This is a genomic window from Paractinoplanes ferrugineus (assembly GCF_016862195.1).
GTDB lineage: Bacteria > Actinomycetota > Actinomycetes > Mycobacteriales > Micromonosporaceae > Actinoplanes > Actinoplanes ferrugineus.
Genome location: NZ_BOMM01000001.1, coordinates 402,435 through 414,671 on the forward strand (window position 1 = coordinate 402,435; position 12,237 = coordinate 414,671).

A 12,237-nucleotide genomic window follows, 5' to 3' on the forward strand; every position below is an offset into this window, starting at 1 on the left:
AGACCTGAATGTCCGATGTGGCGATCCATCTTGATCGAAATTTGAAACTTCGTCAGGCCACCCGTTGTGTCCGACATCGGAGGTCGTTAAGCTTCCTCTTGCACGCCCCTATCGCCCGCTTCCCCCGTGGCAGGCGATCGGGGCGTGCTCTATTTTGCCAGCTCAGCGCCCCATTTTGCCAGCTCAGCGCCCTGTTGCAGGCCGGCTTCTTCGGGCCGGCTTCGCGAGCTCCGGGCGCTAGATCCAGCGGCCGCCCAGCCACATCCGGGACGACCAGCTGTCGTAGGTCATCAGCTGGGCCACGAAGATCGGATGGAAGTAGGCGAAGCAGAGCGCCACCAGGATGACGTAGGCACCGGCCACCACCGTGCCGATCAGCTGGCGTTCCGACTTGTTCTTGCCGGCCACTATCCCGTCCGCCGGCGTCATGATCGCCCCGAGCACGTAGACCACCGCGAGCACCAGGAACGGCACCGCCGGCAGCAGGTAGAACGTGAACATCGTCCGGCCGTCGGTGACCGCGTAGTAGAACCACGGCAGCATCCCGCCCATGATCGGCACGAGGATCGCCCAGGCCCGCCAGTCGCGCCGCGCGATGCCGAACCAGACCAGCGCGAACAGGGCCGGCAGGAACGACCACCACAGGACCGGCGTGCCCAGCAGCAGGATCTCCCGCGCGCAGCTGGGCGCGCCGCAGCCGGCGCCGTTGTTCCAGTAGAACGCGACCGGCCGGCCCAGCAGCAGCCACTGCCACGGCCACGACTGATAAACGTGTCGTTCGGTCAGGCCGCTGTGGAACTTGTAGGCCTCCTGGTGGTAGTGCACCAGGTTGAGCAGCGCACCCAGGATCGGCGGCTCGCTCAGTCCGTTGGCCTGCCGGTAGTGCCGGAAGTAGCCGGTGTTCGTGACGAACCAGCCGGTCCAGGTGGCGAGGTAGAAGATGATGCTCAGCGCGAAGCTCAGGACCAGCCAGCCGAGGTCGCTGAAGGCGCCGCCGACGAACGGCCCGCGGATGCCCGCCGACCGGCGCGCCTGCACCCGCCACAGCCACACCAGGCCGGCGAAGAACGGCGCGAAGAACAGGGCGCTCCACTTCACCCCGCAGGCCAGCCCGAACAGTGCGCCCGAGGTGAGCAGCCACCACGGCACCACCCGCGGAATCTTGGGGGTGCTGGCCGGGTCGTAGCCGTCCTCCAGCGCGCGCAGCAGCCGGCGGCGGTAGTGGTCTCGGTCGAGCACCATTGCGGCGAACGCGAGCAGGATCCAGAAACCGAGGAAGATGTCGAGCAGCGAGGTGCGTGACAGCACCATCTGAAAGCCGTCGAGGGCGAGCAGCAGACCGGCGGTGCCGGCCAGCAGCACCGAGTGGAAGAGGCGGTAGGCGATCCGGATCAGGATCAGGATCATCAGCGTGCCGCACACCGCGGCCGTGAAACGCCAGCCCAGCTCGTGGTTACCGAAGATCTTCTCGCCCAGGGCGATCATCCACTTGCCCAGCGGCGGATGCACCACGTATGCCGGGCCGTTGTTCTTCTCGTCCCACTCGACGCCGTGCTGGAGCATGTCCCACGCGTCGGTCGGATAGTAGACCTCGTCGAAGATGTAGCCCCGCGGACTGCTCAGGTCCTTGAACCGCAGGATGCCGGCGATCAGCGTCACGACGACGGTCACGATCCACGAATGCGGATTGAGCCAGTTGTCGAGGCCGGAAAGACGGCGCCGAACGATCTCGGGAACGCCGCGGGCACCGGTGGGCTCCGGGGCCGCGGGCGGCTCCGGGGTGAGTTCAGTCTCAGCTGTCGCCGTCGTCACTCCGCGATCCTAGGACCTCGACCTCAAAACCGGCGCATGTGATGCACTGTCGTCCGTGACAGCTGACGAGAAGGGCCGGGTCGTGCTGGCCGGGGCCCCGCTGGGCAACATCGGCGACGCCTCGACCCGACTGCGTGAGGTGCTGGCGACGGCCGACGTGATCGCCGCCGAGGACACCCGGCGCCTGGCCCGGCTGGCCCGCGACCTCGGGGTGACGGTCACCGGCCGGGTGGTGTCCTATTTCGAGGGCAACGACGAACGGCGTACCCCGGAATTGGTGGAAGCCCTGGAAAGCGGCGCCGTCGTCGCGGTGGTCACGGACGGGGGCATGCCGAGTGTGTCCGATCCGGGCTATCGGCTGGTCAAGGCGGCGCTCGAGGCCGGCTTCCCGGTCACCGCGGCGCCCGGCCCGAGCGCGGTCACCACGGCCCTCGCCCTCTCCGGACTCGCCAGCGACCGTTTCGTCTTCGAGGGCTTCCTGCCGCGTACCGGATCGCATCGCCGCTCGCGCCTGCGCGAGCTCGCCGCCGAACCGCGCACCCTGGTCTTCTTCGAGGCCCCGCACCGGATCGAGAGCTCCCTCACCGACCTCGCGGCGACGTTCGGCGCGGACCGCCTCGCCGCCGTCTGCCGCGAGCTGACCAAGACCTACGAGGAGGTCCGCCGCGGCTCGCTGGCCGAGCTGGCCGAGTGGGCGACCGCCGGCGAGGTGCGCGGCGAGATCACGCTGGTGGTGGCGGGCGCCCCGGCGGGTCCGCCGGAGCGGCCCGCCGACGACGTGTTGCGCGCGGAGGTCGCCGCGCGGGAGGCCGCCGGAGCGACCCGCCGCGACGCGATCCAGGCGGTGGCCGACGACTTCGGCCTCAAGAAGCGCGATGTGTACGGCCTGGTGCACCGCTGACGCTTCTTGCCGGTACGGGGGTGCTCAGAACGCGCCGATCAGGAAGCCGAGCAGGAGCAGTACCGGCCCGGCCAGGCTTGCCAGCACCGCACCGCGCCGGGCCCGCGCCGTCTCGAGTCGCCGGGCCCCGGTGACCCCCGCGATCGCGTAGCCGCACAGCAGCACCAACGCGAACCCCAGCAGCCAGCGGAGTTGGAGCAGCGGGCTGGTGTTGCCGAGGTAGGCGCGCGAACTGTCCGGGCTGACCATCCGGGCCGGCGTGACCGTCCCCGGCACCCGTTGTCCGGGCCCGACCCCGAGCAGCGTCACCTTGTTGATCGTGAACCTGCCGTCGGCCGCCGAGAAGCGCCCGCTGCAGTGCTGGGTCACACCCGAGCTGGTGCACTGCGTCGTGGTCGCGTAACCACGATCGCCATGCCCCATGGCCAGCCAGAACGGTTCCGCGCTGACCCATCCGAAGAAGGCCGCCAGCAGGCCCAGCGCGATCAGCGACGACAACGCCGCCGCCGGTGATTTGCGCTGACCCGATCGCCGGCCCCGGCGCCCGGCCGCGTGCGCCGGCCGGTCGTCAACGACCGGGTCGGGCAGCTGTTCCGGGTCGTGGTTCCAGAACGGGGAGTTCTCCAGCCGCTCCAGCCGCGCGTCGACCTCGGGCGAACCGGTCGGTGGGGGGAGTGGCTCGGACGGGTGGTAGGGGGCCGGGGCGCGGCGGTTCTGCCGGGCCACGCCGGGCAGGGCGCGTTCCGGCGGGCTGGTGGGCTCGAGCGGGACGGTGGGGCGGTTCCGGGCGTTCGGCTCGGGCAGGAGCATGACGTCCGGTTCGGCCGTGGAGTCGGTCGGGAGGGCCAGCTCGGCCTTCATCTCGGCCACCACCTCGGGGGCGGTCCGGGGGGTCTTGCCCTCGGCGCCCTCGGCCGGTGCTGTCTGCACCTCCGGGGTGGCGGGAGGTACCGGGATCTCGGCGACGGCGGGGGTCGCGACGACCGGGTCGGGAGCCTTCACGTCGGCGGCCACGGTCGTCGCGGTGTGCTTCGCGATGTGGCCGCTCGGCGGCTTCAGCGGGTCGTAGCGGTACTGGTCGCCCTCGTCGTGGTGGCGTTCCACCACGGGCGGCTCGGCCAGCTGTACGGCGGCGTCACGCGCGCCGGCGGTGTGCGCCTCCGCCGCCTCGCCGCTGCGCTCGACCGGCGCGGGCGGCAGCAGCGTGCCGGTGGCCCCCGGAGGCGACGCCTCGGCCGGGGCGGCCGGCGCGCCTCGTCGGCGGTGGTGTCGCGGCCGGCCGGCGGGTGCCTCGGCGGTGGCTGGTCGGTCCTCGGTACCCCACCAGGACGTGCCGGGGTCGGAGAATGACCAGGGGCTGCCCTCGTTGGAGGGCTTTTTCCCAGGTTGCGGCGTTTCTCCGGTCACCGTCCCATTGGACTACGCGGGGGGACAGTCGAGCACGCACTAATAGGGCGTGTCGTAATTTATCGGTATTCCCCCGTGGGCCGAAGCAATCCGTTCGCGACGCGCCCCGGCCGCTCATTACTCTTAGGAACCATGAGTCACGTTCTCGCCGCGGTTGCCTGGCCATACGCCAACGGCCCGCGCCACATCGGTCATGTCTCCGGCTTCGGGGTGCCCTCCGACGTTTTCAGCCGGTACATGCGGATGGCCGGACACGACGTGCTCATGGTCTCCGGCACCGACGAGCACGGCACCCCGATCCAGGTGCAGGCCGACGCCGAGGGGTTGAAGCCGCGTGAGCTCGCCGACCGCTACAACCGGGTGATCGTCGAGGACCTGCACGGGCTCGGTCTCACCTACGACCTCTTCACCCGCACCACCACGCGGAACCACTACGCCGTGGTGCAGGAGCTGTTCTCGGTGCTGCACCGCAACGGCTACATCATCGCCCGCACCACGCTGGGCGCGATCTCGCCGTCCACCGGCCGCACCCTGCCCGACCGCTACATCGAGGGCACCTGCCCGATCTGCGGCTACGGCAGTGCGCGTGGCGATCAGTGCGACAACTGCGGCAACCAGCTCGACCCCGAGCAGCTGATCAACCCGAAGTCGAAGATAAACGGGGAGGTGCCCGAGTTCGTCGAGACCGAGCACTTCTTCCTCGACCTGCCCGCCTTCGCCGAGTCCATCGGGCGCTGGCTCGACCAGCGGGAGAACTGGCGGCCCAACGTCCTGAAGTTCTCCCGCAACCTGCTCGACGACCTGCAGCCCCGGGCCATCACGCGCGACCTGGAATGGGGCGTGCCGATCCCGCTCGAGGGCTGGGCCGAGCGCAACGACAAGCGCATCTACGTCTGGTTCGACGCGGTCATCGGCTACCTCTCGGCCTCGATCGAATGGGCCCGCCGCACCGGCGACCCGGAGGCGTGGCGGCAGTGGTGGTCGGCCGACGGCCTGGGCAAGGACTCCCAGTCCTATTACTTCATGGGCAAGGACAACATCGTCTTCCACTCGGTGATCTGGCCGGCGCTGCTGCTCGGCTACTCCGGCGAGGGCGCGAAGGGTGGCGAGGCGGGCGACTTCGGCAAGCTCAACCTGCCCACCGAGGTGGTCTCCAGCGAATACCTGACGATGGAGGGCAAGAAGTTCTCCTCCTCCCGCCGGGTGGTCATCTTCGTGCGGGACTTCCTCGAGAGGTACGACGCCGACGCGCTCCGCTACTTCATCGCCGCGGCCGGTCCGGAGTCCACCGACACCGACTTCACCTGGGCCGAGTTCGTCCGGCGCAACAACGACGAGCTCGTCGCCGGGTGGGGCAACCTCGTCAACCGGTCGATCTCGATGGCCGCCAAGAACTTCGGCGTCATCCCGTCGCCCGGCCCGCTGACGCCCGAGGACGAGGCGCTGCTGGCCGCGTCCCGGGCCGGGTTCACCACGGTCGGCGAGCTGATCGGCAAGCACCGGCAGAAGGCGGCGATCGGCGAGGCCATGCGGGTGGTTGCCGAGGCCAACAAATACCTGTCCGACCAGGCGCCCTGGAAACTCAAGTCCGAATCGGACAAGCCGCGCCAGGCCACCATCCTGTACGTGGTGCTCCAGGTCGTCAGCGACGCCAACACGCTGCTGACACCGTTCCTGCCGCACGCCGCGCAGAAGGTGTTCGAGCTGCTCGGCGGTGCGGGCGTGCACGCGCCGATGCCGCGCATCGAGGAGGTCGACGACCTCGACGGCGGCCCGGGCTACCCGGTGCTGACCGGTGACTACACGGTCGGGGCGCGCTGGGAGTCGGTGCCGATCGTGGCCGGCACGCCGCTGGCGGCACCCAAGCCGGTGTTCCGCAAGCTCGAGCCGTCGGTGATCGAGGAGGAGCTGGCCCGCCTCGAGGGCTGAGGTTCGTCAGAGGGCGTACGGGAGGTCGGCGATGTGGTGGTCGGCCAGCTCGCCGACCGGAGCCCACGCCTCGTAGACGCCGCGTTCGTAACAGCGGGCCCCGGTGGCCGCGAGGGTGTCGCCGTCCGGGCGAACCAGGCGCAGCCGGGCCCAGCTGTCGTCGCGCTGAAGCACCCAGCACGGCGTGTTACGCCAGCGGGCCTGCTCGGCGCGGCGGCTCAGGGTGCCGACCGGGTAGCGGGCGGCCCGGGTCAGGGCGCGCACCCGGAACTCGTCCGGTGGGTCGGCGACGGCCTCGTACTCCTTGTCGTTGATCCGGCCCACGAGTTTCGCCGAGCCGGGTGTGGTGCACGGGACGTATTCGCGGTCGGGGCTCACCCCCGGCAGGCTGTCGAGCAGCGGGCGCCAGCGCGGGCCGGCCAGCCGCAGCCAGCCGTGCTGCTCCGGCTGGTACGTGTAGAGGACGATCTCCTCACCGCCCGGCGCGTACGCGATGAGCTGCGCGTTGGCCGGCATCGGCAGATCGGCGAAACCGGCTGTCACATATTCCGGGACGAGTTCGTCGGTGCTGGGGCTGAAGCCGGTGCCGAGCACCATGGCGCCGACCCGGGAGTGGGCCGGCAGCAGCGCCAGGCCGGGTTGGGCCGGTCCGGCGGGCACCTCGTAGTCGATCGGGTCGACCGCGCGCCACCGCAGCGCGTACGCCACCTCGGCCGGCTCGCCGGTGCCGTCGGTCCGGAGCAGCGACAGGTCGCGGGGGTCGTGCAGGTGGGCGATGTCGCACGAGCGGTAGCAGAAGCCGTACGGCAACCAGCCGCCCAGATGGCCGGCCACCTGGGCGGGGGACAGTACTTTGGTCATCCGGGTGCCGCGGCGGATCGCCGCGGTGGCCCGGATCCGGCGCAGCAGCCCGTCGTCCCGGTAGGCCGCGGACTGGCTCATCCGCTGCACCTGGGCCCAGCCGAGATCGCGGCGCAAGGGCGCCGACAGGGGCGGCTCCAGGGGATCAGCGCCGACTGCGCTCTCCTCGCCGGTCAAGGTCACGCCGCGGAAGCTAAGCGACGACGATGGATGTCAGGTGAACAAAAGGTGGCGTCCGGGAGTGAGTGCAGAATGTCTCACATGCCTTCGACTCCGTCGCAATCGCGCAAGGACCGGGCTCGGCGCCGTGGGGAGTTCCCAGCCGCGCCCGAGCCGCTGTCCGTTCCGCTCTTCGACAGCCACACCCATCTGGATCTGACGATTCAGGAGGCCGGCGTGCCCGGCGAGGGGTCCGGCGAGCCGGTCGAGGCGCTCATCGACGCCGCTGCCAAGTCCGGTATCGACCGGCTCGTGCAGGTCGGTGTCGACGTTCCGTCGTCGCGCTGGGGAGCCGACCTGGCCGCCCGAAATGAGGCTGTTCTGGCCGCGGTCGCGATTCACCCGAACGAGGCACCGCTGCTGTCCGATCTGGACGAGGCGCTGCGCGAGATCGAGGCGCTCGCCGCCCAGCCACGGGTTCGGGGCATCGGCGAGACCGGGCTCGACACGTTCCGCACCGGCGACGACGGGCGCGCGGCCCAGGAGGCGAGCTTCCGGGCGCACATCGCGATCGCGAAGCGCTACGGCAAGGCGCTGATCATCCACGACCGGGAGGCGCACTCCGACGTGTTGCGCGTGCTCGACGAGGAAGGCACGCCGGACACCGTGGTGATGCACTGTTTCTCGGGGGACGCGGAGTTCGCCACCGAGTGCGTCCGGCGCGGCTTTCACCTGAGTTTCGCCGGCACCGTCACCTTCGCGAACGCCGGCCCCCTGCGCGCGGCCGCGGAGATCACGCCGGCCGACCAGATCATGGTGGAGACGGATGCCCCCTACCTGACCCCGGTCCCGCACCGCGGCCGGCCCAACGCGTCCTATCTGATCCCGCTGACCGTGCGCGCCCTCGCCGAGACCCGGGGCGAGGACGTCGACGCGCTGTGCGCGGCGATCTCGGCGAACGGTGAGCGCGTCTTCGGGCCCTGGAGCTAGTCGAGCACGACGGCTCTGACCCCGAGTTGTTCGCCGAGGTCGCGCACGATCGCGGCGAACGACCCGGGAGCGGCGTTGAGCGGGCCACGGGACACCCAGCGCACCGCCCAGCCCCGGCCGTCGGCCACGTTGAAGATGCGGTGGACCACCCGGCTGCCGCGCGGGTCGGGCTCCACCGAGGTGACCCCGCGGTACCACCATTCGCCCTGCTGGGCGATCGAGCGGGCGGCCCGGTCGACGCGCACCGTGATCCGGCTGCCCCGGTCGACGACCACGAAGTCGTCGCCGTCGCCGGCCACCCCGAGCGGGGAACGGCCGCCCGGTCGGACGTCCAGCAGGACCTCGGCGACCCGCTCGGGCGGCGCCTCGACCACGGCGGTGAGCTCCAGCAACTCGGTCATTCCTGCTTTCTACCCCGTCGCGTCCAGGCGGCGCGGCCCGCGCCCGTAGGCTCTTGCGTCATGGCTGACGCACTTCTCGGCCCGGCGGAGATCCGGGAGCTGGCGGCGCGCCTCGGCGTGACCCCGACCAAGAAGCTCGGCCAGAACTTCCTGCACGACCCCAACACCATCCGGCGGATCGTGGCGGCAGCCGGCCTGCGCCCCGACGACGTCGCTCTCGAGGTCGGCCCCGGCCTCGGCTCGCTCACCCTCGGCCTGGTCACCGCGGTTGCCCACGTGCACGCGGTGGAGATCGACCCGAGACTGGCCGAGGCGCTCCCGTCGACCGTCACCTCGGCCAACCTCACCGTGCACCGGGCCGACGCGATGCGGGTGCGCGCCGCCGAGTTCGAGCCGGCCCCCACGATGCTGGTCGCCAACCTGCCCTACAACGTGGCCGTCCCGGTGGTGCTGACTCTGCTGGCCGAGCTGCCGACCCTGCGCGGCGGTCTGGTGATGGTGCAGAAAGAGGTCGCGGACCGGCTCACCGCCGGTCCGGGTTCCAAGGTGTACGGGGTTCCGTCGGTGAAACTGGCCTGGTACGCCGACGCCAGGCCGGCCGGGAAGGTGCCGCCCGCGGTGTTCTGGCCGATGCCCAACGTGGATTCGGGGCTGGTCGCGTTCACCCGGCACACACCGCCGGCCGGCATCGACAGATCGGCCGTCTTCGCCGTGGTCGACGCCGCGTTCGCGCAGCGCCGCAAGACGTTGCGGGCGGCCCTCGCGGGCTGGGCCGGCGGCGCCGACCGGGCCGAGAAGGCGCTGCTGGCCGCCGGGATCAGCCCGCAGGCGCGCGGTGAGTCGCTGACCGTGGAGCAGTTCACGGCGATAGCGGCCGGGGCGGCACTCTCCGGCGTCGGCGGTAAGCTCAGCGCGTCCGGCAGCCAGCCCGAGGAGATGGACTCATGACGGCCGCACCCATGGGTGAGCGGAATCCGGTGCACCGGGACATGGCTCCGTGACGGAGGCGTGGGGGCCGGACGACGACGAGCCTCGCCGGCATCACGGCCCGGTCCGGGTTCGGGTGCCCTCGAAGATCAATCTGCATCTCGCGGTGGGGCCGTTGCGGCCCGACGGGTTCCACGAGCTCACCACGATCTATCACGCGATCAGCCTGTTCGACGAGCTGACCGCGCGGGCCGGCGACACGCTCACGCTCACCATGGAGGGCGAGGGCACCGGGTCGCTGGCGCTCGACGAGAGCAACCTGATCCTGCGGGCCGCCCGGGCGCTCGCCGCCCGCGCCCGCGTTCCCGCGCACGCCCGCCTGCACCTGCGCAAGACGATTCCGCTCGCGGCCGGGCTGGCCGGCGGCAGCGCCGACGCCGCGGCCACGCTGCTGGCGTGTGACCTGCTGTGGGGCACCGGGATGTCGCGGGAGGAGCTGGCCGAGGTGGGCGCCACGCTCGGGTCCGACGTGCCGTTCCTGCTGCACGGGGGCACCGCGCTGGGCACCGGGCACGGCGAGGCGGTGAGCCCGATCCTGGCTCGGCCGACGACCTGGCACTGGGTGGTCGCGCTGGCCGACGGCGGGCTGTCGACGCCGGAGGTCTACGCCAAGCTCGACGCGCTGCGGGAGAGCCCGTTCCCGCCGAAGGCGCTGGGCGATCCCGACGAGCTGATGGCCGCGCTGCGCCAGCGTGATCCGGCCGTGCTCGGCGCGGCGCTCGGCAACGATCTGCAGCCGGCCGCGATCGCGCTGCGCCCGGAACTGACCGGCGTGCTCGAGGCGGGGCAGGCGGCGGGTGCGCTCGCGAGCCTGGTCTCCGGGTCGGGGCCGACATGTGTGTTCCTCGCCGCCAACGCGTCCGACGCGGAGCGGCTCGCGACGGAGATCGACGCGGCCGGAGTGTGCCGGGCGGCGGTGACCGCGCGCGGACCGATGCCGGGCGCGCGGGTAACGTAGACCGCATCGTGGCCAACATCATTAACCTGGACCGGGTCAGCAAGGGCTATGGCGCCGCCGGTCAGCTGCTCACCGACGTCTCGCTGGGGCTCGACGACGACGCCCGCATCGGCATCGTCGGTCTCAACGGCGCCGGCAAGTCCACCCTTCTGCGGATGCTCGCCAAGACCGAGGAACCCGACTCCGGCCGGGTCACCCACCGGCGCGACCTGCGGGTCGCCACCCTCCCACAGACCTTCACGCTGGCCGGTGAGGCCACCGTGCGCGACGTCGTGCTCGGGACGGCATGGTTGTCCGAGGGCATGGGCGCCGAGCACGAGTGGGCCGGTGACGCGGGCGTGCGGGCCATCCTCGACGGCCTCGGCATGGGCCACCTAGGGCTGGACACCCCGGTCGGACCGATGTCCGGCGGGGAGCGCCGCCGGGTCGCCCTGGCCGCGCTGCTGGTGCGCGAGAGCGACCTGCTGATCCTCGACGAGCCCACCAACCATCTCGACGTGGCCGGGGTCGACTGGCTCGCGCGTTACCTGCTGACCCGTAAGGGCTCGCTGATCGTGGTCACCCACGATCGCTGGTTCCTGGACGCGGTCTGCACCGCCACCTGGGAAGTCGTCGACGAGCAGGTGCACGCCTACGAGGGTGGTTACGCCGCCTGGATCCTGACCCGGGCCGAACGGCAACGGGTGGCGGCGGCGGTCGAGGCCCGCCGGCAGAATCTGCTCCGCAAGGAGATCGCCTGGCTGCGGCGGGGGCCACCGGCGCGTACGTCGAAGCCGCAGTTCCGCATCGACGCGGCCAACGCCTTGATCGCCGACGTGCCGCCGGTGCGCGACACGGTGAGCCTTCAGCGGCTGGCCGTCACCCGGCTCGGCAAGCAGGTCTACGACCTCGAGAACGTCACGCTCAACGCCGGTCCCAAGACGATCCTCGACGGGCTCACCTGGCAGGTCGGGCCGGGCGACCGGATCGCGATCCTGGGCGCCAACGGGGCCGGCAAGACCACCCTGCTGCGGCTGCTGGCGGGCGTCAGCAGGACCGACGGCGGCCGGCTGGTCACCGGCTCCACGGTGCGGGCCGCGTTCCTCTCCCAGGAGCTCAAGGAGCTGCCGGGCGACCTGCGTCTGCTGGAGGCGGTCGAGGAGGTCGCCAAGCGGGTCCGGCTCGGTGACCGCGAGCTGTCCGCGGGGCAGCTGGCCGAGGTGTTCGGCTTCACCGACAAGCGCATCTGGACGCCGGTCAGCGACCTCTCCGGGGGCGAGCGGCGCCGGCTGCAGATGCTGCGGTTGCTCGCGGCCGAGCCCAACGTGCTGCTGCTCGACGAACCGACGAACGACCTCGACACCGACACCCTGGCCGCGCTGGAAGACCTGCTCGACTCCTGGCCGGGCACGATGATCGTGGCGAGCCACGACCGTTACCTGGTCGAACGGGTGACCGATACGGTGTTCGGGATGTTCGGCGACGGTCGCCTCGTGCACCTTCCGGGCGGCATCGACGAATACCTGACGCGCACGGCAGGACGCCTTTCGCCGTCCGTACACCAGGCGCAAGGGCCGGCGACGCCGTACGCGAGTGGCCTCTCCGCGGGTGAGGCGCGGCAGGCTCGCAAGGATCTTGCCCGGATGGAGCGGCAGCTCCAGAAGCTCGACGAGCGAGTCCTCAAGATCAACGAGGAGCTGGCCCGGCACGGATCCGACTACTCCAAGCTCGTCGAGCTGGAAGCCCAGCTCAAGGCGACGCAAGAGGAGCGCGGCCAGGTGGAAGAGGCCTGGTTGGAGCTTGCCGAGCAAGTTCCTGAGTGAGGTTTGTCCACCGTCGTCGCGAACCGCCCT

General features: G+C 71.2%; 10 protein-coding genes. 6 read left to right on the top strand and 4 right to left on the bottom strand.

Annotated features, from left to right (window positions below; genetic code table 11):
- Positions 1–237 precede the first annotated feature (237 nt).
- The gene (locus tag Afe05nite_RS01910; RefSeq protein ID WP_203815138.1) at positions 238–1,812 is read right to left on the bottom strand and encodes a dolichyl-phosphate-mannose--protein mannosyltransferase; all 1,575 of its coding nucleotides are present in this window, start codon (positions 1,810–1,812) and stop codon (positions 238–240) included.
- Between the two features lie 55 nt (positions 1,813–1,867).
- Here Afe05nite_RS01910 and rsmI point away from each other — a divergent pair, with 55 nt between their 5' ends.
- A complete protein-coding gene (gene rsmI / locus Afe05nite_RS01915) occupies positions 1,868–2,713 on the top strand; it encodes a 16S rRNA (cytidine(1402)-2'-O)-methyltransferase (RefSeq protein ID WP_203815139.1) in 846 nt (281 codons plus the stop codon).
- 24 nt (positions 2,714–2,737) lie between these two features.
- Here rsmI and Afe05nite_RS01920 read toward each other — a convergent pair whose 3' ends face one another.
- Entirely contained in the window at positions 2,738–4,120 is a 1,383-nt protein-coding gene (locus Afe05nite_RS01920; protein WP_203815140.1) for a hypothetical protein, read from the bottom strand.
- Positions 4,121–4,252: 132 nt separating this feature from the next.
- Here Afe05nite_RS01920 and metG point away from each other — a divergent pair, with 132 nt between their 5' ends.
- Entirely contained in the window at positions 4,253–6,049 is a 1,797-nt protein-coding gene (gene metG, locus Afe05nite_RS01925; RefSeq protein ID WP_203815141.1) for a methionine--tRNA ligase, read from the top strand.
- Positions 6,050–6,055: 6 nt separating this feature from the next.
- Here the strand turns inward: metG and Afe05nite_RS01930 are convergent, their stop codons facing one another.
- The gene (locus Afe05nite_RS01930) at positions 6,056–7,093 is read right to left on the bottom strand and encodes a hypothetical protein (protein WP_203815142.1); all 1,038 of its coding nucleotides are present in this window, start codon (positions 7,091–7,093) and stop codon (positions 6,056–6,058) included.
- 69 nt (positions 7,094–7,162) lie between these two features.
- On the opposite strand from Afe05nite_RS01930, the gene Afe05nite_RS01935 reads away from it, so the two are divergent.
- Complete coding sequence (locus Afe05nite_RS01935) at positions 7,163–8,059, top strand: TatD family hydrolase (protein WP_203815143.1); 897 nt, start codon at positions 7,163–7,165, stop codon at positions 8,057–8,059.
- Here Afe05nite_RS01935 and Afe05nite_RS01940 read toward each other — a convergent pair.
- On the bottom strand, positions 8,056–8,460 hold the full coding sequence (locus Afe05nite_RS01940) for a hypothetical protein (RefSeq protein ID WP_203815144.1): 405 nt from the start codon (positions 8,458–8,460) through the stop codon (positions 8,056–8,058). The genes Afe05nite_RS01935 and Afe05nite_RS01940 overlap by 4 nt on opposite strands.
- 60 nt (positions 8,461–8,520) lie before the next feature.
- On the opposite strand from Afe05nite_RS01940, the gene rsmA reads away from it, so the two are divergent.
- Genes rsmA through Afe05nite_RS01955 form a run of 3 tightly spaced genes read left to right on the top strand, consistent with a single transcriptional unit; the run spans position 8,521 to position 12,207 of the window.
- Entirely contained in the window at positions 8,521–9,408 is an 888-nt protein-coding gene (gene rsmA / locus Afe05nite_RS01945; protein ID WP_203815145.1) for a 16S rRNA (adenine(1518)-N(6)/adenine(1519)-N(6))-dimethyltransferase RsmA, read from the top strand.
- Between the two features lie 49 nt (positions 9,409–9,457).
- Positions 9,458–10,405 (top strand): 4-(cytidine 5'-diphospho)-2-C-methyl-D-erythritol kinase, encoded by a 948-nt coding sequence (locus tag Afe05nite_RS01950; protein ID WP_203815146.1) that lies wholly within the window; start codon positions 9,458–9,460, stop codon positions 10,403–10,405.
- Positions 10,406–10,413: 8 nt separating this feature from the next.
- Positions 10,414–12,207, top strand: coding sequence for an ABC-F family ATP-binding cassette domain-containing protein (locus Afe05nite_RS01955; protein ID WP_203815147.1), 1,794 nt, complete (start codon positions 10,414–10,416; stop codon positions 12,205–12,207).
- Positions 12,208–12,237 lie beyond the last annotated feature (30 nt).

Bases quoted from the DNA above. Each gene is read 5' to 3' on its own strand.
- metG (WP_203815141.1), top strand. From the start codon at position 4,253: ATGAGTCACGTTCTCGCCGCGGTTGCCTGGCCATACGCCAACGGCCCG.
- Afe05nite_RS01935 (WP_203815143.1), top strand. From the start codon at position 7,163: ATGTCTCACATGCCTTCGACTCCGTCGCAATCGCGCAAGGACCGGGCT.
- Afe05nite_RS01940 (WP_203815144.1), bottom strand. From the start codon at position 8,460: ATGACCGAGTTGCTGGAGCTCACCGCCGTGGTCGAGGCGCCGCCCGAG.
- rsmA (WP_203815145.1), top strand. From the start codon at position 8,521: ATGGCTGACGCACTTCTCGGCCCGGCGGAGATCCGGGAGCTGGCGGCG.